Raw genomic sequence first — 21479 nt, 5'->3', positions numbered from 1 at the left:
CGTGGGGGGGGGGGGGGTGGGTTCCGCAATCTACCGGGGGGGCGCCGGGGGGGGGGGGGGGGGCGGGGGGGGGGGCCCCCCCGGGGGGGGGGGGCCCCCCCCCGGCCGTTCGCGCGGGTGGGGGCCGGTCTCAGCCCTGGCCGTTGCCCGAGGTGTTCGCCAGGGCCGCCGACAGCTCGCGGGCGACCTCCTGGAGGATGGGGACGATCTTCTCCGTGGCGGCCTCGGTGACCCGGCCCGCGGGGCCCGAGATGGAGATGGCCGCCGCGGTGGGGGAGTCGGGGACGGGGACCGCGAGGCAGCGGACTCCTATCTCCTGCTCGTTGTCGTCGACCGCGTAGCCCGTCTCGCGGACCGCGACGAGCGCGTCGAGGAAGCCGTCCGGGGTGGTGATGGTCTTCTCGGTCGCGGCCGGCATGCCGGTGCGGGAGAGCAGCGCCCGTACCTCCTCCGCCGGCGTGTGGGCGAGGAGCGCCTTGCCGACGCCGGTCGAGTGCGGCAGGACCCGGCGGCCGACCTCGGTGAACATGCGCATCGAGTGCTTGGACGGCACCTGTGCGACGTACACGATCTCGTCGCCGTCGAGGAGCGCCATGTTCGCGGTCTCGCCGGTCTCCTCGACGAGCCGGGCCAGGTAGGGGCGGGCCCAGGTGCCGAGGAGGCGGGAGGCGGACTCGCCGAGCCGGATGAGCCGCGGACCGAGCGCGTACCGGCGGTTGGGCTGCTGGCGCACATAGCCGCAGGCGACCAGGGTGCGCATGAGGCGGTGGATGGTGGGGAGCGGGAGTCCGCTGCTGGCGGAGAGCTCGCTCAGCCCGACCTCGCCCCCGGCGTCGGCCATGCGCTCCAGGAGGTCGAAGGCGCGCTCGAGGGACTGGACGCCTCCGCTCGCGGCGGCGGGCTTGGCGGCGTCGGTGGTGCTGGCGCTGGACGTCGGCACGTCAACGGTCCTTTCGGGGCAGGCGGGCAAGGCAGCAGCCTACCGGGCCGTCCGCCGGGGCACTTGGTCAAGGTCCCGGCGTCTGCGCCGGTCAGGGGGTGTTTGTCCGGTGTCGGTGACGGCCCGGAGGGGTCCGGGTCTGGCCCTCATGTACGGAGCTACGTTCTACTGTACGGAATTTCCATTCCACTTTGTGGAAACCTCTAAGTCGGGTCCGTCGGCGGCGGATGCTGGAAGTGTGCCCTTGACGTCCTGTCGCCCGGAAGTGAAGACTCCTTTTCAACAGTTCGTTGAATTTCCCGCTGAAGTGCTTGAAGAAGGGGTACGGGTGGACGTCAACCTGGTCCTGCGCTCGACACGCGTCATCACCCCCGAGGGGACGCGCCCGGCGTCGATCGCCGTCTCGGGTGGGACGATCGCGGCCGTGCTGCCGTACGACGCGGAGGTGCCGGCCGGTGCCCGGCTGGAGGACGTCGGCGACGACGTGGTCCTGCCCGGTCTGGTCGACACGCACGTGCACGTGAACGACCCGGGGCGCACGGAGTGGGAGGGCTTCTGGACGGCCACCCGCGCGGCGGCCGCCGGTGGCATCACCACGCTCCTGGACATGCCGCTGAACTCGCTGCCGCCGACGACCACGGTCGAGAACCTGCGCGTCAAGCAGGAGGTGGCGCGCAGCAAGGCGCACATCGACGTGGGCTTCTGGGGCGGCGCGCTGCCGGACAACGTCAAGGACCTGCGGCCCCTGCACGACGCCGGCGTCTTCGGCTTCAAGTGCTTCCTGTCGCCGTCGGGCGTGGAGGAGTTCCCGCTGCTGGACCAGGAGCAGCTGGCGACGTCGCTGGCGGAGATCTCCGGCTTCGGCGGTCTGATGATCGTGCACGCGGAGGACCCGCACCACCTCGACGCCGCCCCGCAGCGGTCGGGCGGCGCCTACGCCGACTTCCTCGCCTCGCGCCCCCGGGACGCCGAGAACACGGCGATCGAGAACCTGATCAACCAGGCCCGCCGCCTGGACGCCCGGGTCCACGTCCTGCACCTGTCGTCCTCGGACGCGCTGCCGCTCATCGCCGCCGCGAGGGCGGAGGGCGTCAAGGTCACGGTGGAGTCGTGTCCGCACTTCCTGACGCTGACGGCGGAGGAGATCCCGGACGGCGCGACGGAGTTCAAGTGCTGCCCGCCGATCCGTGAGGCCGTCAACCAGGACGCGCTGTGGCAGGGGCTGGCGGACGGCACGATCGACTGCATCGTCTCCGACCACTCGCCGTCCACGGCCGATCTCAAGACCCCCGACTTCGCCTCCGCCTGGGGCGGGATCTCCTCCCTCCAGCTGGGCCTGCCCGCGATCTGGACCGAGGCGCGCCGCCGCGGCTTCGATCTGACGGACGTGGTCCGCTGGATGTCCGAGGCACCGGCCCGGCTCGCGGGCCTGGACCGCAAGGGCGCGATCGAGGCCGGCCGGGACGCCGACTTCGCGGTCCTCGACCCGGACGCCTCCTTCACCGTCGACCCGGCCGAGCTCCAGCACCGCAACCGCGTCACCGCCTACGCGGGCAAGACCCTCGACGGCGTCGTCACCTCCACCTGGCTGCGCGGCGAGAAGATCGCCGACCACGGCACCCTCGCAGAGCCCTCCGGCCGCCTCCTCGAAAGGAACAACTGACGTGTCGTCCATACCCAGCTTCACCGGTGACGCCAGCCCCTACGGCGGCGGCGACCCGTACGCCGACTACCGGACGGCCGACTTCCCCTTCACCCAGTACGCGGACCTCGCGGACCGGCGTCTGGGCGCGGGCGTCATCGCGGCCAACGACGAGTTCTTCGCCGAGCGCGAGAACCTGCTGAAGCCCGAGCCCGCCGAGTTCGACCCCGAGCACTTCGGCCACAAGGGCAAGATCATGGACGGCTGGGAGACCCGCCGCCGCCGCGGCGTCTCGGCCCAGCAGCCGCACCCCACCGAGGACGACCACGACTGGGCGCTCGTACGCCTGGGCGCGCCCGGCGTCGTCCGCGGCATCGTCCTCGACACCGCCCACTTCCGCGGCAACTACCCGCAGGCCGTCTCCGTCGAGGCGACCTCCGTGGCCGGCTCGCCGTCGCCCGAGGAGCTGCTCGCCGACGACGTGAAGTGGACGACGCTCGTCCCGCGCACCGCCGTCGGCGGCCACGCCGCCAACGGCTTCGCGGTCGACGTCGAGCAGCGCTTCACGCACCTGCGCGTCAACCAGCACCCGGACGGCGGCATCGCCCGCCTCCGCGTCTACGGCGAGGTCGCCCCGGACCCGGCGTGGCTGGGCGTCCTCGGCACCTTCGACCTCGCGGCCCTGGAGAACGGCGGCCAGGTCGAGGACGCCTCGGACCGCTTCTACTCCCCGGCCACCAACACCATCCAGCCGGGCCGCTCCCGCAAGATGGACGACGGCTGGGAGACCCGCCGCCGCCGCGACAAGGGCAACGACTGGATCCGCTACGGACTGGTCGCCGAGTCCGAGATCCGCGCCGTCGAGATCGACACCGCCTACCTCAAGGGCAACAGCGCGGGCTGGGCCGCCCTCTCCGTCGCGGCCGAGGGCTCCGAGGACTGGACCGAGATCCTGCCCCGGACCCGCCTCCAGCCCGACACCAACCACCGGTTCGTGCTCGACGCCCCGGCGGTCGGCTCCCGCGTCCGGATCGACATCTACCCGGACGGCGGCATCTCCCGCCTCCGCCTCTTCGGCTCCCTCACGGAGGCCGGTACGGCGCGGCTGACCGCCCGCCACCAGGAGCTCGGCGGCTAGCCGGCTCCTCCACCGACTGGGCGGGTACGACACCCCGCCCGGCCCGCGAGGGCGCACCGGCCCGACAGCACCGGTGCGCCCTCGCGCCCCCTTTCCAGGACTCCTCTTCCGGGGCTCCTTCCGGTCGGGCCAGAGCCTTGCGCGCCGCCGTCGGCTTCTCGGACGCCCGATCCTCCGGTCAGGCCCTCAGGCCGCGTGCGATGCTCCGGTCAGGCCCTCAGGCCGCGTGGCCGCCGTCCACCGAGAACTCGCCGCCCGTGACGTACCGTCCGCCCGGCCCGGCCAGGAAGGCGACCATCTCCGCCACCTCGTCCGGGGTGCCGAAGCGGCCGAGCGCCGTCAGGGCCGCCTGCCCCTGCGCGTACGGCCCGTCCGCCGGGTTCATGTCGGTGTCGACGGGACCGGGGTGGACGATGTTCGCCGTGATGCCGCGCCCGCCGAGCTCCCGCGCGAGCGCCCTCGACAGACCGGTCAGCGCCGCCTTGCTCATCGTGTACAGCGTCCCGCCGGGGCCCGGCACCCGCTGGGTCATGCAGCTGCCGACGGTGATGATCCGCCCGCCCTCGGAGAACCGCGCGGCCGCGGCCTGCGAGGCGAGGAACGCCGCCCGGACGTTCACCGCGAGCGCCCGGTCCACCTCCGCGAGGGACAGCGAGTCCAGCGGGCCGAGGATGCCGACGCCGACGTTGTTCACCAGGACGTCCAGCCGCCCGAAGGCGTCCGCCGCCCAGTCCACCGCGCCCGCCGCGTCACCGGCGTCGGCCGCGTCGGCCCGCAGGGGCAGCGCCCTGCGGCCGGCCGCCTCGATCCGTGCGGCGACCTCCTTGGCCCGCACCTCGCCCTGGACGTAGGTGAAGGCCACATCGGCGCCCTCCCGGGCCAGCCGCACCGCCGTCGCCGCGCCGATCCCCCGGCTGCCGCCCGTCACCAGGACCGCCGTGCCGTTCATCGTGGACATCCCGAAACCTCCGTCAGAAGAACCAAGTGGTTGCGGGTTCAATGAAAGTCGGCGGGGCGTCCGGAAGCTGGCGGGAATCGGACCCCGACGTGATCACCGATGAGTTCCGCCGGACCGCGGAGTCGGAAGGGTGAGACACGACGATCCGCAGAACGGAAAGGGCATCCATCATGGCCACCCTCAGCCTCACCCAGTTCCTCACCCTCGACGGCGTCATGCAGGCCCCCGGGGGCCCCGACGAGGACACCAGCGGCGGATTCGAGCACGGCGGCTGGTCCGTGCCGTTCGGCGACGAGGACTTCGGGCGGCGCATCACCGAGATCTTCGAGCGGCCGACCGCCTTCCTCCTCGGCCGCCGCACCTACGACATCTTCGCGGGCTACTGGCCGAAGCGGACCGACCCCACGGACCCGGTCGCCTCCAAGCTCAACGGCCTCCCCAAGTACGTCGCCACCACCACCCTCGACTCCGCCGACTGGGCCGGGACCACCCTGCTCAAGGGCGACGTGGCCGGCGAGGTCGCCGCCCTCAAGGAGCGCCTCGACGGCGAGATCCAGATGCACGGCAGCGCCGGACTCGCCCGGACCCTCCTCGACCACGACCTCATCGACACCATCCACCTCCACGTCTTCCCCGTGGTCCTGGGCACCGGACGCCGCCTCTTCACCGACGGCGTCCGCCCCACCGCCTTCCGTCTCACCGACGCGCGCACCAGCGGCACGGGCGTCGCCCTCCACACGTACGAGAGGACGGGCCGCCCCGCGTACGGCAGCTACTGAGCCCGCGACCGGGCGAAAGGTGTAGCCGCCACGGGCTCCTCCGGGTACGGTGATCGCTCCGCGTGCGAGCCGTCGAAGTCTCCACCCCACCGCAAGAGTTGGAGATTCGGCCGCTATGTCAGCTTCGTCGATCGCCGCACCCGTTCCCCTCGGCGCCCCGCGCCGGGCCTGGCTCACCGACCTCCCCGTCCTGCTCGTCGCCGTCGTCTGGGGCACCAGCTACCTCGCGGCCAAGGGCATCACCACCGGCCACACCGTCATCGCGGTCCTCGTGCTGCGGTTCGCCGTGGTGCTGCCCGTCCTCGTCGCGGCCGGCCACCGCAGGCTGCGCGCCCTCGGCGCGGCCCAGTGGCGCGGCGCCGCGACCCTCGGACTGATCCTCAGCGGGATCTTCCTCCTGGAGACGTACGGCGTCGTCCACACCTCGGCCACCAACGCGGGCCTGATCATCAGCCTCACCATGATCTTCACCCCGCTCGCCGAGGCCGCCGTCACCCGGGTCCGGCCACCCCGGGCCTTCCTCGCCGCCGCCGCGCTCTCCGTCACCGGGGTCGTCCTGCTGACCCAGGGCGGTGGATTCACCACGCCCTCCCTCGGCGACCTGCTCATGCTCCTCGCCGCCCTCGCCCGTACCGTCCACGTCCTCGCCATGTCCCGGATCAAGGCGGTCCGCTCGGCCGACTCGCTCTCCCTCACCACCGTCCAGCTCGGCTCCGCCGTCGCCGTGTTCGCCGTCATCGCCGCCGTCCCCGGCACCGGGGCCTCGCCGTGGGCGACGGCCCTCGACTTCGGACCCCGGGAGTGGGCCGGGCTCGTCTTCCTCTCCGTCTTCTGCACGCTCTTCGCCTTCTTCGTGCAGATGTGGGCCGTCCGCCGCACCTCGCCGTCCCGGGTCAGCCTCCTGCTCGGCACGGAGCCGCTGTGGGCCGCCGCCGCGGGCATCGCCCTCGCCGGTGACCGCCCCGGAGCCCTCGGTCTCGCGGGCGCGATCCTCGTGCTGGCGGGCACCAGTTGGGGCCGCCGCACGGCCGACGACGAGGCCCGGTAGGTTCTTCGCTCATGCGTTCACTGGTGTACGACAACGAGTTCCGCGCCCGGGCCCGGCGCACCCAGGGCTGGGGTCTCGGCCTGCTCACCCTGGCGAGCCTGCTCTGGGTCTGGTGCGGCGGCCTCCTCCTCACGCCGTACGAGGACGCCGACGGCGGCGGCAGCCCCTGCCCCGCCCTCGTCGGCAGCGACTACGTCCACGAGAAGGACTGCGTCGCCTCCCGCGACTGGCCCGGGACGCTCGCCGTGCTCGGCGGCTCCGTCCCCCTCGCGATCGTCGGCGCGGTCCTCTACACGAGCGGCGCCGTCTCCCACCGGATGGCCGAGCACCTCGCCGAGATCAATCGCCTCGACCGGGCGAGCGACTGACGGCCTCCGGACCGCGCCGCAGGTCCCGGGGCCCGGCCGGTGGCTCCGCGCACCGATCCCCGGGCCCGACCGGTCGCTCCGCGCACCGATCCCCTGTCTCGGCCGGTGGCCGTGAGGGCCGCCACGCGATCCCCGGGCCCGACCGCTCACCCTCCCGACCCCGCCGCGCCGCCCTCCCCGCTCAGTCGGCGGATATCCGGCTCGCCCCGATCGCCAGGGCCAGACCGAGGACCGCCACGACGATGTTCGCGAACAGCTCGCGGCCCTCCAGGAACCCCACGTTGTCCGTGAGGAAGTGCGTCAGGCCCATGAAGTGGAACCAGCCGCCGGTCATCTCGCGGATCACCCCCGCCACTCCGGCCACGAGCAGCAGCGCCCCGAGGCCCTCCAGGAATTTCTTCATGAGCCGATGATCGCCGGGCGGTCCGGACGGCCGCGTCCGCCGCTCGTCTACGGCGGCCGATACCAAAGTATCGACCTGGCCGACTCCGGTAGCCCGACGGCCGGCCAGGCCGCTGGACCGCCCCCGGCCTGCGTACATTTGCGGACATGACTCGTACGGACCGGCAGCGCTGGCTGCTCCCCTCCCACCTGGTCGAACCGGGCGGGAGCGGGGCGCCCCGGCCCCGCCGTACCGTCCGCGACTGGATCGTGGACACCGCCCTCTTCCTCCTCGCCGCCTTCGTCGGCCTCCTGGCCGCCGACGCCAGCGCGCAGTACACCAGCGAGCCCGTCAGCCTCCTCGACCAGCTCGCCGGCGCCGCCGCCTGCTGCGCCCTCTGGGGGCGTCGCCGCTGGCCGGTCGGGCTCGCCGTCGCCCTCTCCGTGGTGAACATCGTCGCCCCGGTCGCCGCGGGCGCCCTCCTCGCGAGCCTCTTCAGCGTCGCCGTGCGCCGCCCGGTCCGCGAGGTCGGCTGGATCGTCGCCTTCGCCGCCGCCACCTCCACCCTCCAGGCCTTCGTCCGCCCGGACCCCACCACGAACGTCGGGCTCTCCATCGGCCTCGGCTTCATCCTCGTCCTGCTCGTCACCGCCTGGGGCATGCTCGTCCGCGCCCGGCGCCAGCTCGTCGAAGCCCTCCGGGAGCGCGCCCGCCGCGCCGAGGCCGAGGCCGAGCTGCGCGCCGCCCAGGCCCAGCGGCTCGCCCGCGAGGCCATCGCCCGCGAGATGCACGACGTGCTCGCCCACCGGCTGACCCTGCTCAGCGTGCACGCCGGAGCCCTGGAGTTCCGCCCGGACGCACCGCCCGAGCAGATCGCCCGCGCCGCCGGGGTCATCCGGGACAGCGCCCACGAAGCCCTCCAGGACCTCCGCGAGATCATCGGCGTCCTGCGCGCGCCCGGCGAGAACGGCGAGGGCGACCGGCCCCAGCCCACCCTCGCCACCCTCGACGCGCTGGTCGGGGAGTCCCGCGAGGCCGGTGCCGAGGTCGTCCTCGACACCACCGTCGACGACCCGGCGGCGGTACCGGCCGCCACCGGCCGCACCGTCTACCGCATCGCGCAGGAAGGCCTCACCAACGCCCGCAAGCACGCCCCCGGCACCACGGTCACCGTCACCGTCCGGGGCCGGCCCGGCGAAGGCCTCACCGTCGACGTCCACAACCCGGCCCCCGCGGGCCCGGTCCCGCACGTCCCCGGCTCGGGCCAGGGCCTCATCGGCCTCACCGAACGGACCACCCTCGCCGGCGGCCGACTGGAACACGGCCGCGCCCCCGACGGGGGATTCGCCCTGCACGCCTGGCTACCGTGGCCCTCATGACCATCCGGCTGCTTCTCGTCGACGACGACCCCCTGGTCCGCGCGGGCCTCACCTTCATGCTCGGCGGCGCCGACGACCTCGAGATCGTGGGCGAGGGCGCCGACGGCCGCGAGGTCCCCGAACTCGTCGCCCGGTACGCCCCGGACGTCGTCCTCATGGACATCCGCATGCCCCACGTGGACGGCCTGACCGCCACCGAACGGCTGCGTGCCCTGCCCGGCGCCCCCGAGGTCGTCGTCCTCACCACCTTCCACGCCGACGAACAGGTGCTGCGCGCCCTGCGGGCCGGCGCCGCCGGCTTCCTCCTCAAGGACACCCCGCCCGTCGAGATCGTGGCCGCCGTCCGCCGGGTCGTCGCCGGCGACCCCGTCCTCTCGCCGGCCGTCACCCGTCAGCTCATGGCCCACGTGGCGGAGGAGCGGGACCGGCCCGAGCCGCCCCGCCGCGCCACGGCCGTCGACCGGCTCGCCGAACTCGCCGACCGGGAGCGGGAGGTGGCCGTCTCCGTCGGGCACGGCAGGTCCAACGCGGAGATCGCCGCCGAGCTGTACATGAGCGTCCCCACCGTCAAGGCCCACGTCTCCCGGATCCTCGCCAAGCTCGGCCTCAACAACCGCGTGCAGATCGCGCTCCTCGTCCACGACGCGGGCCTCGTCGACGAGGAGGAGAGCGGCTAGTCGGATAGTCTGCACCGATGTCCGTCATCGAACTGGGGGAGTACGGAGCGGACTTCACCGCGAACCCGTACCCCTTCTACGCGAAGTTCCGTGAAGCGGGGCCCGTCCACGAGGTCCGGATGCCCGACGGCTTCCAGTTCTGGCTGGTCGTGGGACACGAGGAGGGGCGCGCGGCGCTGGCCGACCCGCGGCTCCGCAAGTCCCCCTCGGTCATCGGCGTCCGGCCGCCGGAGGAGGACATCATCGGCGTCCACCTCCTCTCGGCGGACGCCCCCGACCACACCCGGCTGCGCCGTCTCGTCACCGCGGAGTTCACCGGCCGCCGCGTCGAGAGCCTGCGGCCGCGCATCGAACGCCTCACCCACGAACTCGCCGACGCCATGGAGCCGGCCGGCCGCGCGGACCTCGTCGACGCCTTCGCCTTCCCGCTGCCGGTCACCGTCATCTGCGAACTCCTCGGCGTCCCCGCCGAGGACCGCGAGACCTTCCGCGCCTGGTCGAACGGGCTCGTGACCCCGTCCGACGAGCGCGGCGCGCTGGACGCCATGGAGGGCTTCGCCGGCTACCTCGACAGCCTCATCGAGGACAAGCGGGCCGCCGGTCCCGCCGACGACCTGCTCTCCGGCCTCATCGCCGCCCGCGCCGAGGACGGCGACCGGCTCTCCGGGCCGGAACTCCGCGCCATGGCCTACCTGTTGCTCATCGCGGGCCACGAGACCACGGTCAATCTGATCTCCAACACCGTGCGCAACCTCCTCGGCCACCCCGAGCAGCTCGCCGCGCTGCGCGCCGACCCCTCCCTCCTCGACGGGGCGATCGAGGAGTCCCTGCGCTACGACGGACCGGTGGAGACCGGCACCTTCCGCTTCACCGCGGAGCCGGTCACGATCGGCGACACCGTCGTCCCGACCGGGCAGTACGTCCTGGTGGCCCTCGCCGCGCTCGACCGGGACCCGGCCCGCTTCCCCGACCCGGACCGCTTCGACATCCGCCGCGAGACCCGGGGCCACCTCGCCTTCGGTCACGGCATCCACTACTGCCTGGGCGCCCCGCTCGCCCGCCTGGAGGGCAGGATCGCGCTCCGCACGCTCCTGGACCGCTTCCCCCGGCTCGCGCTCGACCCCGAGGGCGCGCCCTGGGAATGGCTGCCGGGCCTCCTGATGCGCGGCGTCCGGCAGCTGCCCGTCCGCTGGTGAGACCCGGCCGGGGTCCGTCGTCGCCCTCCCGTCCGCCCCGCGGAGCCGGGCGGCGCCGGGAGCGGGACGCCACCCCCTAGGGTGTGTCGTCACACTCCCTAAGGGGCGTCCGGGCGCACCGGCCGCCGCTCCCGCCGCGAGCGCTCGCAGGCCTCGGCGATCCGGAGGGCCGCCAGGGCCTCGCGGCCGTCGCACGCGTTGGGCACCTCGCCGCGCACCAGGCGGACGAACGCGTCCAGCTCCGCCTCGTACGCGGGGGCGAACCGCTCCAGGAAGCCCGGCCAGGGCTTCCCCGGCGCGGCCGGGCCGTGCGGCTCCACCGAGGTGAGCGGGGTCCGGTCGTCCAGGCCCACCACGATCTGGTCCCGCTCGCCGGCCAGCTCCATGCGGACGTCGTACCCGGCGCCGTTGCACCGGGTCGCGCTCGCCGTCACCAGCGTCCCGTCGTCCAGGGTGAGCACGGCCGCCGCCGTGTCCACGTCGCCCGCGGCGCGGAACATCGCGGGGCCCGCGTCCGAGCCCGTCGCGTACACCTCGACGACCTCCCGGCCGGTCACCCAGCGGACCATGTCGAAGTCGTGCACGAGACAGTCGCGGAAGAGACCCCCGGAGAGCGGCAGGTACGCGGCGGGCGGCGGCTCGGGGTCGGAGGTCACGGCCCGCACGGTGTGCAGCCGGCCGAGCCGCCCGGACCGCACCGCCTCGCGCGCCGCCCGGTAGCCGGCGTCGAAGCGGCGCATGAACCCCAGCTGGAGCACCGTGCCCGCCGCCGCCACCGCGTCCAGCGCGGCCAGCGTCCCCGGCACGTCCAGGGCGATCGGCTTCTCGCAGAAGACCGGCAGCCCCGCCCCGGCGGCGCGGGAGATCAGCTCCGCGTGCGCCGCCGTCGCCGAGGCGATCACCACGGCGTCCAGGGGGTGCCCCAGCAGGGCGTCCACGTCCGGCGCCGCCTCCGCGCCGAGCGCACCCGCGACCCCCGCCGCCCGGCCGGCGTCCACGTCGGCCACGACCAGCGCCCCGACCGCCGGGTGCCGGGCCAGCACACCCGCGTGGAAGCTCCCGATCCGTCCCGTACCGATGAGTCCGATGCGCATGGCCCCACCGTGGAGCCGGGCCCGCCCGGGTGTCAAGGATTTGTCAGGACAACCGGACGTCACGACTTCCCGTCATCAGCCCCCCGGGCTACGCTCCCCCCGTGCCCAAGCAGTCCGGCTCCGCCCTGCCCCCGCTCGCCGTGGACCGCACGAGTCCGGTCCCGCTCTACTTCCAGCTCGCCCGCCAGCTGGAGAGCGCCGTGGAGAACGGGACGCTGTCCCCGGGCACCCTCCTGGGCAACGAGATCGACCTCGCCGGCCGCCTCGGGCTCTCCCGGCCCACCGTCCGCCAGGCCATCCAGACCCTCGTCGACAAGGGCCTCCTGATCCGCCGCCGGGGCGTCGGCACCCAGGTCGTGCACAGCGGGATCCGCCGCCCGACGGAGCTCAGCAGCCTCTACGACGACCTCGCCGCCGCAGGCCGGCACCCCGCCACCCGGGTCCTCTCCCACCGCCTCGAACCCGCCGCGGGCCCGGTCGCCGCGGCCCTCGGCGTACCGGAGGGCACCGAGGTCCTCTACCTGGAACGGCTCCGCACCGCGCACGGCGAGCCCCTGGCCCGCCTCCGCAACCACCTGCCCGCCGGGATCCTCGCCCCGGACACGCGGCTCCTGGAGACCACCGGCCTCTACCGCATGCTCCGCTCGGCCGCGGTCACCCTGCACAGCGCCCGGCAGACCGTCGGCGCCCGCGCGGCGACCGCCGAGGAGGCCGGGCTCCTCGACGAACCGGAGGGCGCCCCGCTGCTCACCATGGAGCGCGTCACCTTCGACGACACCGGGCGCGCCGTCGAGTACGGCTCCCACCTCTACCGGGCCGCCCGCTACTCCTTCGAGTTCCGCCTGATGGCCCGTCCGTAGCGACTCCAGGGGGCCCCTGACCAGTGCCACGACCCGCATGACCGATACTGCAATGCACGCAGAAGGACACAAAGAAGGGCACGGCCTCGTGACCAGGCTTCGGACAGGAGGGGTACGCGCCGCAGTCGGCGCCGTGCTCGCCCTCGCACTCACCGCGGCGCTCGCCGGGTGCAGCAGCACCGGCGGAAAGCGGGCGGAGGACGCCCGCAAGGCCGCCGAGGCCCAGGGCAGGGCGGCCGTCGACACCCCCCGGTGGACCTTCGCCATGGTGACGCACTCGGGCGACGGCGACACCTTCTGGGACATCGTCCAGAAGGGCGCCAAGCAGGCCGCGGCCAAGGACAACATCAACTTCCTCTACGCCCACAGCGACGAGGCCCAGCAGCAGGCGCAGCTGATCGACTCGTACGTCGCCAAGGGGGTCGACGGACTGATCGTCAGCCTCGCCAAGCCCGACGCCATGAAGGCCGCAGTCGAGAAGGCCGTCAAGGCCGGCATCCCGGTGATCACCGTGAACTCGGGCGCCGAGGTGTCCAAGGCCTACGGAGCGCTCACCCACATCGGCCAGGACGAGACCGTCGCCGGCGAGGCCGTCGGCGACGAGCTCGACGAGCGAGGCCGGAAGAAGGCCCTCTGCGTCCTGCACGAGCAGGGCAACGTCGGTCACGAGCAGCGCTGCGCGGGCGTGCGGAAGACCTTCGACGGCGAGCTCGTGAACCTGTACGTCGACGGCACCAACATGCCCGACGTCAAGGCCTCCATCGAGGCCAAGCTCCAGTCCGACCCGGCCGTCGACGCCGTCGTCACCCTCGGCGCCCCCTTCGCCGACACCGCCGTCCAGGCCGCGAAGAGCGCCGGCAGCAAGGCCGAGGTCGACACCTTCGACCTCAACGCCAAGGTCGCCACCGCCCTGGAGGCCGGCACCCTCGGCTTCGCCGTCGACCAGCAGCCCTACCTCCAGGGCTACGAGGCCGTCGACCTGCTCTGGCTCTACCGCTACAACGCCGACGTCCTCGGCGGCGGCAAGCCGGTCCTGACCGGCCCGCAGATCATCACCAAGGACCAGGCCGCCGCGCTGAAGCAGTACGCGGATCGGGGCACCCGATGAGCTCCACCGCCCCGTCCCCGGACGGCGTCGACCACGTCGACGAACGGCTGCTCCGCACCACCCCCCTGAAGAAGCTGCTGGCCCGTCCCGAGCTCGGCTCGGTCGTCGGCGCGGTCGCCGTCTTCGTCTTCTTCGCGGTGGTCGCCGACAGCTTCCTGGAACCCGCCAGCCTCGGCACCGTCCTCTACGCGGCCTCCACCATCGGCATCATGGCCGTCCCGGTCGCGCTGCTGATGATCGGCGGCGAGTTCGACCTCTCCGCCGGCGTCCTGGTCACCAGCTCCGCGCTCGTCTCGTCGATGTTCAGCTACCAGATGACGGCGAACGTCTGGGTCGGCGTCGGCGTCTCGCTGCTCGTCACCCTGGCCGTCGGCGTCTTCAACGGCTTCATGCTGACCCGCACCAAGCTGCCCAGCTTCATCATCACGCTCGGCACCTTCCTCATGCTGACCGGCCTGAACCTGGGCCTCACCAAGCTGATCAGCGGCACCGTCTCCACCAAGACCATCGCCGACATGGAGGGCTTCTCCTCCGCCCGCAAGCTCTTCGCCTCGGAGCTCACGCTCGGCGGCGTCGAGTTCAAGGTCACGATCCTGTGGTGGTTCGGCCTGGTCGCCGTCGCCACCTGGATCCTGCTCCGCACCCGCTTCGGCAACTGGATCTTCGCCGTCGGCGGCGGCGCGGACGCCGCCCGCGCGGTCGGCGTCCCCGTCCACCGCACGAAGATCGGCCTCTACATGGGCGTGGCCTTCTGCGCCTGGATCTCCGGCCAGCACCTGCTCTTCTCCTTCGACGTCGTCCAGTCGGGCGAAGGCGTCGGCAACGAGCTGATCTACATCATCGCGGCCGTCATCGGCGGCTGCCTGATCACCGGCGGATACGGCTCGGCCATCGGCTCCGCCGTCGGCGCGCTCATCTTCGGCATGACCAGCAAGGGCATCGTGTACGCAGAGTGGAACCCGGACTGGTTCAAGTTCTTCCTGGGCGCGATGCTCCTCCTGGCGACGCTGCTGAACTCCTGGATCCGCAAGCGCGTGGAGGCGACCAAGTGACCACGGAGCCGACCCCGCTCGTGGAGCTGACCGACGTCAGCAAGTACTACGGCAACATCCGCGCCCTCGAAGGCGTCTCCCTGGAGGTCCGCGCGGGCGAGATCTCCTGCGTCCTCGGCGACAACGGCGCCGGCAAGTCCACCCTCATCAAGATCGTCGCCGGCCTGCACCGGCACGACGCCGGCACCTTCCGCATCGACGGCGAGGAGGTCACCCTGGCCAACCCGCGCGACGCCCTCGACCGGGGCATCGCCACGGTCTACCAGGACCTCGCCGTCGTCCCCCTCATGCCGGTCTGGCGGAACTTCTTCCTCGGCTCCGAGCCGACGAAGGGCTCCGGCCCCCTCAAGCGGCTCGACGTCGCCCTGATGCGCTCCACCACCCGCGATGCCCTGCTCCGCATGGGCATCGACCTGCGCGACGTCGACCAGCCGATCGGGACGCTCTCCGGCGGCGAGCGCCAGTGCGTGGCCATCGCCCGCGCCGTCCACTTCGGCGCGAAGGTCCTCGTCCTCGACGAGCCGACCGCCGCCCTCGGCGTGAAGCAGTCCGGGGTCGTCCTCAAGTACGTCGCCGCCGCCCGCGACGAGGGCCTCGGCGTGGTCCTCATCACGCACAACCCGCACCACGCCTACCTCGTCGGCGACCGCTTCGTCCTGCTCCAGCGGGGCGTCATGGCCGCGAGCCACACCAAGGACTCCGTCACCCTCGACGAGTTGACCCGGCAGATGGCGGGCGGCAGCGAGCTGGAGGACCTGCGCCACGAGCTGGAGCGGCCGCACGGCACGTGACGGGCTCCCGGGCGACGTGACGGCCCCTTCACACCCCACCTGGCAGAATCGGAGCCGATGAGTACCTACCGTGACCTCGCCCACCGGGGAGCCGCCCGCGGGACCGTGCTGCGCACCGTCGGGAGCCGGGAGCGCCGCTCCCACCTGACGGCGCCCCGGGTGCCGACCGTCGGCATCGACATCGGCGGTACGAAGGTGATGGCCGGCGTCGTCGACGCCGACGGCAACATCCTGGAGAAGCTCCGCACGGAGACCCCGGACAAGTCGAAGAGCCCCAAGGTCGTCGAGGACACCATCGTCGAACTGGTCCTGGACCTCTCCGACCGGCACGACGTGCACGCCGTCGGGATCGGCGCGGCCGGCTGGGTCGACGCGGACCGGGCCCGGGTCCTCTTCGCCCCGCACCTCGCCTGGCGCAACGAGCCCCTCCGCGACGCCCTCCAGGGCCGCCTCGCCGTCCCCGTCATGGTCGACAACGACGCCAACACCGCCGCCTGGGCCGAGTGGCGCTTCGGCGCCGGACGCGGCGAGGACCACCTCGTCATGATCACCCTCGGCACCGGCATCGGCGGCGCCATCCTGGAGGACGGCCAGGTCAAGCGCGGCAAGTACGGCGTCGCCGGAGAGTTCGGCCACATGCAGGTGGTCCCCGGCGGCCACCGCTGCCCCTGCGGCAACCGGGGCTGCTGGGAGCAGTACAGCTCGGGGAACGCGCTGGTCCGCGAGGCCCGCGAGCTCGCCGCCGCCGACTCCCCGGTCGCGTACGAGATCATCGAGCGGGTCAAGGGGAACATCCCCGAGATCAGCGGCCCCCTCATCACCGAGCTCGCCCGCGAGGGCGACGCCATGTGCGTCGAGCTGCTCCAGGACATCGGCCAGTGGCTCGGCGTCGGGATCGCCAACCTCGCCGCCGCCCTCGACCCGTCCTGCTTCGTGATCGGCGGCGGCGTCTCCGCCGCGGACGACCTGCTCATCGGCCCCGCCAGGGACTCCTTCCGCCGCCACCTCACCGGCCGCGGCTACCGTCCCGAGGCCCGCATCACCCGCGCCCAGCTCGGCCCCGAGGCCGGCATGGTCGGTGCCGCCGACCTCGCCCGGCTCGTCGCCCGCCGCTTCCGCCGCGCCAACCGCCGCCGCGTCGAGCGGTACGAACGGTACGAGCGCTACGCCCAGGCCCTGCGCAACGGGACCTCGGGCCGGACCGCCCGTACCCCCGAGGACCCCCCTTCATGACCGTGCCCCACCAGTCCACCGCGCCCCGCCCCCCGCAGGAGAAGCTGCCCGAGGACCGGCGGCACATGATCCGCCGCCGCTGGCTGACGGCCGTGATCATCATGCTCCTCGTCGGCATCCCGGCCGGCTACCTCGTCATCTCCGCGGGCCAGAGCCGCGACAGCGGCCGGGACAAGGAGCGCGAGTCGTCGGCGGTCGGCCTCCAGGACAACTGGCCCTCGCTGATGAAGCGCCGGGTGTTCGAGGTCCCGATCCCCTCCGGGGCCTGGGGCGTCGCCTACTACGAGACCAGCAACTGGAAGACCAGCCGGCTGTACGTCCAGTTCACGACGACCGCCGGAGGCCTCGACGCCTTCCTCGCGGAGTCCGGGACCGCGCGCTCCGCGCTCACGCAGGGCAGGATCACCGTCGGCGAGCGCGACGCCGACATCGCGGGCTGGACCTTCACCGACGGGATGACCTGGGCGGGCACCACCGTCACCCGCGAGGCACCCCGCCCGCACACCGCGCTCACCGTCGACCTCACCGACCCCGCCTTCCCCCGGGTGTACGCGGTCTCCACCACGAGCCCCTGACGCCCGCGGTTCCCCCGGAAGCGCCGCCCGGCTCGCGGGCGGGCCCCCCGTCACGTCCAATGGCGGGACGGGCGGGGTCGGGAGGCGGGATGTCGTGGGCGACCCGGGTGCGCGACCTCCGCGCCGGAGCCGAGCGGCGCTTTCCCGTCATCACGGAGCTGACCGCCCGGCTGGTCAGCGGAAACCTCCTGGACTCGGCGACCCGGCTCGCGGCCCAGGCCTTCCTGGCCGCCGTGCCCCTGCTCTTCGCCCTCGCGGCCTTCGCCCCGAGCGGGGTGCGCGACCAGATGCTGGAGTCCCTGCGCACCGTCTTCGGGCTCCGCGGCTCCTCCGACGAGCAGCTCCAGCAGGTCCTCCAAGGCAGTGCCGACCCGGGAGTGCGGGAGACCAGCGGCGCCGTCGGCGCCCTCGTCGCGCTGGTCTCGGCCACCAGCTTCAGCCGCGCCATGGCCAGGGTCTGCGAGCGGGCCTGGCGGCTGCCGAAGGCCGGTACCCGGATCGCGGCCTGGCGGTGGGCCGTGTGGCTGCTCGCCCTCGTCCTGGTGGTGCTGCTCCAGGCCCCCCTGCGGGACGGCTTCGGCGCGGGCGCCTGGCTGGGCCTTCCGCTGTACTTCCTGGTCAGCACCGGGGTCTGGCTGTGGACCCAGCACCTGCTGCTCGCCAAGCGGATCCGCTGGCTGCCCCTGCTGCCCGGCGCCCTCCTGGCGGGCACCGCGACGACCGTCCTGAGCGTCACCGCGGGGCTCTACATGCCGGGCGCCCTCAACCGCGCGCTGGCCGAGTACGGCTCGCTGGGCCTGGTCCTGACCCTGCTGTCCTGGCTGATCGCGGTCTGTGCCGCCCTCACCTTCGCCGTCACCATCGGGGCGGTCCTCGCCCAGGAGCCGCCGCTCGACCGGTACCTCGGCACGGACCGCCGCGACGCGTGACCGGGTGGGAAACCGGACAATCCGACCCGCTCCCGGTGGGGGACAGCGGGATGTGAGAGCGTGCAGGGCGTGAGTGAGACACCGACGAACACCCTGCAATACCGCGTCGACGGGCGAGACGACGCCCCGGTCCTCGTCCTGGGACCGTCCCTCGGCACGACCTTCCACATGTGGGACCGGCAGATACCGGAGCTCGCCCGCGACTGGCGGGTCGTCCGCTTCGACCTGCCCGGACACGGCGGCGCGCCCGCGGAGCCCTTCACCTCCGTCGCCGAGCTCGGCGACCGGCTCCTCGCCACCCTCGACGAGCTCGGTGTCCAGCGCTTCGGTTACGCGGGCTGCTCCTTCGGCGGCGCCGTCGGCCTCGACCTCGTCCTCCGCGCCCCCCACCGGGTCGCCTCCCTCGCCCTGGTCGCCACCTCGCCGCGCTTCGGGACCGCCGACGAGTTCCGCCAGCGCGGGGTGATCGTCCGCGCCAACGGTCTGGAGCCGATGGCCCGCACCGCGCCCGAGCAGTGGTTCACGCCCCTCTTCGCGGGCGCGCAGCCCGCCATCGTCGACTGGGCCGTCCAGATGGTCCGGACGACCGACCCCGCCTGCTACATCGCCGCCTGCGAGGCCCTGGCCGTCTTCGACGTCCGCGAGGCCCTCGGCAGCATCGGCATCCCCGCACTGGTCCTCGTCGGCTCCGAGGACCAGGTCACCGGACCGGCCGAGGCCCGCACCCTGGTCGCCGGCATCGCCGACGCCCGGCTCGCCGTCGTCCCCGGCGCCTCGCACCTCGCCCCCGTCGAGCAGCCGGCCGCCGTCACCGACCTGCTCACCGAGCACTTCTCCGGCACCGCCCAGGAGTCCAGCGGCACCCTGGCCGTGCCGCCGCCGCCCCCGTCGCCCGTGCCCGCCGCCGAGCCGGCCCCGGCCGCCCCGGAGGCCGAGCCCGCCCCGGCCGGCCGGCCCGACCCGTACGAGAAGGGCCTGGGACTGCGCCGGGAGGTCCTCGGTGACGCCCATGTCGACCAGGCCCTCGCCGACGACCCCGACGGCGCCTTCCAGGAGCTCGTCACCCGGTACGCCTGGGGCGAGGTCTGGAGCCGCGAGGGGCTCGACCGCCGCACCCGCAGCGTCGTCACCCTCACCGCCCTGATCGCCGGGGGCCACCGGGAGGCCCTCGCCGACCACACCCGCGCCGCCCTCCGCAACGGCCTCTCGCCCGAGGAGCTCCGCGAGATCGTCCTCCACGCGGGCGCGTACTGCGGTCTCCCGGCCGCCGAGACCGCGCTGCGCGTGGTCGCCCGCGTCACCGCTGAGGAGACGACGCCACCGGCGTAGCCTGGTGGCGTGAAGCTGACGAAGAAGTCCCACGCCTGCGTGCGGCTGGAGAAGGACGGCCGCACGCTCGTCCTCGACCCCGGCATGTTCACCGAGGAGGACGCCGTCCTCGGTGCCGACGCGCTGCTCGTCACCCACGAGCACGCCGACCACTTCGACGAGGGGCGGCTGCGCGCCGCCCTGGACGCGAACCCGGCCGCCGAGATCTGGACGCTGCGCAGCGTCGCCGACCGGATCTCGGCCGCCTTCCCGGGGCGGGTGCACACCGTCGGGCACGGCGACGCCTTCACGGCCGCCGGCTTCGACGTCCAGGTCCACGGCGAGCTGCACGCGGTGATCCACCCGGACATCCCGCGCGTCACCAACGTCGGCTACCTCGTCGACGGTGCCGTGTTCCACCCGGGCGACGCGCTCACCGTGCCCGACCACCCGGTGGACACGCTGCTGCTGCCGGTCATGGCTCCGTGGAACAAGATCTCCGAGGTCATCGACTACGTGCGCGAGGTGCGGCCGCGCCGGGCGTACGACATCCACGACGCCCTGCTCACCGACCTCGCCCGCCCCCTCTACGACCGGCAGATCGGTGAGCTCGGCGGCGCCGAGCACGCCCGCCTCGCGTCCGGCGCGTCCGCCGAGCTCTGAGCGGCGGGACGGCCGACTGTCACACCCCGCCAGTAGGCTTGCGCCCATGCGCATCGCCACCTGGAACGTCAATTCGATCACCGCCCGGCTGCCCCGGCTCCTGGCCTGGCTGGAGAGCAGCGGCACCGACGTGCTGTGCATCCAGGAGACCAAGTGCACCGCCGAGCAGTTCCCCACCGAGGAGCTGCGGGCCCTGGGCTACGAGTCCGTGGTCAACGCCACCGGTCGGTGGAACGGCGTGGCCCTCGTCTCCCGCGTCGGCCTGGCCGACGTGGTCACCGGACTGCCCGGCGGCCCGGAGTACGACGGCGCGGAGGAGCCCCGGGCGATCTCCGCGACCTGCGGCCCGGTCCGCGTCTGGTCGGTGTACGTGCCGAACGGCCGCGAGGTCGCCCACGACCACTACGCCTACAAGCTTCGCTGGCTCGAGGCGCTCAAGGCGGCCGTCGCCGAGGACGCGGCGGGGGAGCGCCCCTTCGCGGTCCTGGGCGACTACAACATCGCGCCGACCGACGAGGACGTCTGGGACATCTCCGTCTTCGAGGGCGCGACCCATGTGACGGAGCCGGAGCGGGCCGCGCTGGCCGGGCTCCGCGAGACCGGTCTCTCCGACGTGGTCCCGCGCCCGCTCAAGTACGACCACCCGTTCACGTACTGGGACTACCGCCAGCTCTGCTTCCCGAAGAACAAGGGCATGCGCATCGACCTGGTCTACGGGAACAAGCCCTTCGCCGAGGCGGTCTCCGACAGCTTCGTGGACCGCGAGGAGCGCAAGGGCAAGGGCGCCTCCGACCACGCGCCCGTCGTCGTCGAGCTCGACGTCTGACCGGTCCCGCCGGCCCGGCGGCGGAGATCGACTCCGCGCGCCGGGTGGTCGACCGGGAGGTGACGGTGCGACGCTGTTGCGATGAACATCCCCTTTCTGGACCACTGGCGAAAACGGCATGAGCCCGAGCCCGCGGACTCCCCTCTGGCCGCGGCCTTCGACCGCGACCCGGAAGGGGTGGCCGAGCTCCTGTCGGAGTGCGAGCTGCTGCGTTCCCGTGTCGGGGAGGCGGGGGTGGCCCTGGACGACACTCCGGGCTCCCTGCAGGAGCTCGACCAGCTGCCGCCCCGGTGGCGAAACGATCCGGAAGAGCTCCCCTGGTTCGGGAACGACGCGGGGCTCTATCTCGGCACCGTGATCGTCCGGAACGTCCCGGGTGCCCGGTGGCAGGTGTGGCCCGGTGGCGGCCCCGTCGTGCGGCTGGCCTCCGGCCGGGAGATCCACGTCGTCGAGGCCGGTCTCGACTGGGCCATGTCGGGCGCCCCGCAGCTCTCCCAGGTGTACGCCGAGGCCTCCGAGTACTGAGGCCCGGC

General features: G+C 73.4%; 23 protein-coding genes. 19 read left to right on the top strand and 4 right to left on the bottom strand.

What is annotated here, in order from left to right:
- Window positions 1-130: 130 nt before the first annotated feature.
- The gene (locus ACFYXU_RS25845) at window positions 131-940 is read right to left on the bottom strand and encodes an IclR family transcriptional regulator (RefSeq protein ID WP_361397656.1); all 810 of its coding nucleotides are present in this window, start codon (window positions 938-940) and stop codon (window positions 131-133) included.
- 328 nt (window positions 941-1268) lie between these two features.
- Between ACFYXU_RS25845 and allB the strand changes: the two genes are divergently transcribed.
- Complete coding sequence (allB, locus tag ACFYXU_RS25840) at window positions 1269-2603, top strand: allantoinase AllB (protein WP_329852110.1); 1335 nt, start codon at window positions 1269-1271, stop codon at window positions 2601-2603.
- Between the two features lies 1 nt (window position 2604).
- Window positions 2605-3720 carry an allantoicase gene (gene alc / locus ACFYXU_RS25835; RefSeq protein ID WP_376512848.1) on the top strand — a complete coding sequence of 372 codons (1116 nt, stop codon included), beginning with the start codon at window positions 2605-2607 and terminating at the stop codon, window positions 3718-3720.
- Window positions 3721-3937: 217 nt separating this feature from the next.
- On the opposite strand, the gene ACFYXU_RS25830 is transcribed toward alc, so the two are convergent.
- Window positions 3938-4678: an SDR family oxidoreductase gene (locus ACFYXU_RS25830; protein WP_361397662.1), complete on the bottom strand. Its 741-nt coding sequence runs from the start codon at window positions 4676-4678 to the stop codon at window positions 3938-3940.
- 170 nt (window positions 4679-4848) lie between these two features.
- Here ACFYXU_RS25830 and ACFYXU_RS25825 point away from each other — a divergent pair, with 170 nt between their 5' ends.
- The 3 genes from ACFYXU_RS25825 (at window position 4849) to ACFYXU_RS25815 (ending at window position 6873) form a co-directional block, all read left to right on the top strand.
- The gene (locus ACFYXU_RS25825; protein WP_389406380.1) at window positions 4849-5457 is read left to right on the top strand and encodes a dihydrofolate reductase family protein; all 609 of its coding nucleotides are present in this window, start codon (window positions 4849-4851) and stop codon (window positions 5455-5457) included.
- A 115-nt stretch (window positions 5458-5572) separates the two neighbouring features.
- Entirely contained in the window at window positions 5573-6505 is a 933-nt protein-coding gene (locus ACFYXU_RS25820) for a DMT family transporter (protein ID WP_376512854.1), read from the top strand.
- Window positions 6506-6516: 11 nt separating this feature from the next.
- On the top strand, window positions 6517-6873 hold the full coding sequence (locus ACFYXU_RS25815) for a hypothetical protein (protein WP_389460150.1): 357 nt from the start codon (window positions 6517-6519) through the stop codon (window positions 6871-6873).
- Window positions 6874-7054: 181 nt separating this feature from the next.
- On the opposite strand, the gene ACFYXU_RS25810 is transcribed toward ACFYXU_RS25815, so the two are convergent.
- The gene (locus ACFYXU_RS25810) at window positions 7055-7276 is read right to left on the bottom strand and encodes a hypothetical protein (protein WP_329852118.1); all 222 of its coding nucleotides are present in this window, start codon (window positions 7274-7276) and stop codon (window positions 7055-7057) included.
- 146 nt (window positions 7277-7422) lie between these two features.
- On the opposite strand from ACFYXU_RS25810, the gene ACFYXU_RS25805 reads away from it, so the two are divergent.
- From ACFYXU_RS25805 to ACFYXU_RS25795, 3 genes are read left to right on the top strand one after another with little or no spacing between them, the layout of a single operon-like run.
- Window positions 7423-8634, top strand: a complete 1212-nt coding sequence (locus ACFYXU_RS25805) for a sensor histidine kinase (RefSeq protein ID WP_376512858.1) — start codon at window positions 7423-7425, stop codon at window positions 8632-8634.
- Window positions 8631-9311 carry a response regulator gene (locus tag ACFYXU_RS25800; RefSeq protein WP_376512860.1) on the top strand — a complete coding sequence of 227 codons (681 nt, stop codon included), beginning with the start codon at window positions 8631-8633 and terminating at the stop codon, window positions 9309-9311. Before ACFYXU_RS25805 ends, ACFYXU_RS25800 begins: the two co-directional genes overlap by 4 nt.
- Before the next feature lie 17 nt (window positions 9312-9328).
- Window positions 9329-10507 carry a cytochrome P450 gene (locus ACFYXU_RS25795; RefSeq protein WP_389406379.1) on the top strand — a complete coding sequence of 393 codons (1179 nt, stop codon included), beginning with the start codon at window positions 9329-9331 and terminating at the stop codon, window positions 10505-10507.
- A 98-nt stretch (window positions 10508-10605) separates the two neighbouring features.
- Here the strand turns inward: ACFYXU_RS25795 and ACFYXU_RS25790 are convergent, their stop codons facing one another.
- On the bottom strand, window positions 10606-11601 hold the full coding sequence (locus ACFYXU_RS25790) for a Gfo/Idh/MocA family oxidoreductase (protein ID WP_376512864.1): 996 nt from the start codon (window positions 11599-11601) through the stop codon (window positions 10606-10608).
- Window positions 11602-11741: 140 nt separating this feature from the next.
- Between ACFYXU_RS25790 and ACFYXU_RS25785 the strand changes: the two genes are divergently transcribed.
- From ACFYXU_RS25785 to ACFYXU_RS25735, 11 genes are all read left to right on the top strand, one after another.
- Window positions 11742-12461, top strand: coding sequence for a GntR family transcriptional regulator (locus ACFYXU_RS25785; protein ID WP_389406464.1), 720 nt, complete (start codon window positions 11742-11744; stop codon window positions 12459-12461).
- Window positions 12462-12549: 88 nt separating this feature from the next.
- Complete coding sequence (locus tag ACFYXU_RS25780) at window positions 12550-13569, top strand: sugar ABC transporter substrate-binding protein (RefSeq protein WP_389406378.1); 1020 nt, start codon at window positions 12550-12552, stop codon at window positions 13567-13569.
- Complete coding sequence (locus tag ACFYXU_RS25775) at window positions 13566-14621, top strand: ABC transporter permease (RefSeq protein ID WP_376512865.1); 1056 nt, start codon at window positions 13566-13568, stop codon at window positions 14619-14621. The genes ACFYXU_RS25780 and ACFYXU_RS25775 overlap by 4 nt, the downstream gene beginning before the upstream one ends.
- Window positions 14618-15412 carry an ATP-binding cassette domain-containing protein gene (locus tag ACFYXU_RS25770; protein WP_389406377.1) on the top strand — a complete coding sequence of 265 codons (795 nt, stop codon included), beginning with the start codon at window positions 14618-14620 and terminating at the stop codon, window positions 15410-15412. The genes ACFYXU_RS25775 and ACFYXU_RS25770 overlap by 4 nt, the downstream gene beginning before the upstream one ends.
- Window positions 15413-15469: 57 nt before the next feature.
- Window positions 15470-16645 (top strand): ROK family glucokinase, encoded by a 1176-nt coding sequence (locus ACFYXU_RS25765; protein WP_329852132.1) that lies wholly within the window; start codon window positions 15470-15472, stop codon window positions 16643-16645.
- Window positions 16642-17220 (top strand): hypothetical protein, encoded by a 579-nt coding sequence (locus ACFYXU_RS25760; protein WP_389460148.1) that lies wholly within the window; start codon window positions 16642-16644, stop codon window positions 17218-17220. Before ACFYXU_RS25765 ends, ACFYXU_RS25760 begins: the two co-directional genes overlap by 4 nt.
- An 89-nt stretch (window positions 17221-17309) precedes the next feature.
- Entirely contained in the window at window positions 17310-18149 is an 840-nt protein-coding gene (locus tag ACFYXU_RS25755; RefSeq protein WP_376512870.1) for a YhjD/YihY/BrkB family envelope integrity protein, read from the top strand.
- Window positions 18150-18218: 69 nt separating this feature from the next.
- Window positions 18219-19478: an alpha/beta fold hydrolase gene (locus tag ACFYXU_RS25750; RefSeq protein ID WP_361397696.1), complete on the top strand. Its 1260-nt coding sequence runs from the start codon at window positions 18219-18221 to the stop codon at window positions 19476-19478.
- Between the two features lie 9 nt (window positions 19479-19487).
- Window positions 19488-20120 carry an MBL fold metallo-hydrolase gene (locus ACFYXU_RS25745; protein ID WP_329852139.1) on the top strand — a complete coding sequence of 211 codons (633 nt, stop codon included), beginning with the start codon at window positions 19488-19490 and terminating at the stop codon, window positions 20118-20120.
- A gap of 46 nt (window positions 20121-20166) precedes the next feature.
- Entirely contained in the window at window positions 20167-20946 is a 780-nt protein-coding gene (locus ACFYXU_RS25740) for an exodeoxyribonuclease III (RefSeq protein ID WP_389406376.1), read from the top strand.
- An 81-nt stretch (window positions 20947-21027) separates the two neighbouring features.
- Window positions 21028-21471: a DUF6278 family protein gene (locus tag ACFYXU_RS25735; RefSeq protein WP_329852142.1), complete on the top strand. Its 444-nt coding sequence runs from the start codon at window positions 21028-21030 to the stop codon at window positions 21469-21471.
- Window positions 21472-21479 lie beyond the last annotated feature (8 nt).

Origin of the sequence: Streptomyces sp. NPDC002232 (genome assembly GCF_042890295.1) — a bacterium.
In the GTDB taxonomy this organism is placed as follows: domain Bacteria; phylum Actinomycetota; class Actinomycetes; order Streptomycetales; family Streptomycetaceae; genus Streptomyces.
Note: the sequence above shows the minus strand (reverse complement) of the source record. Positions and strands in the feature narration are given on the sequence as shown.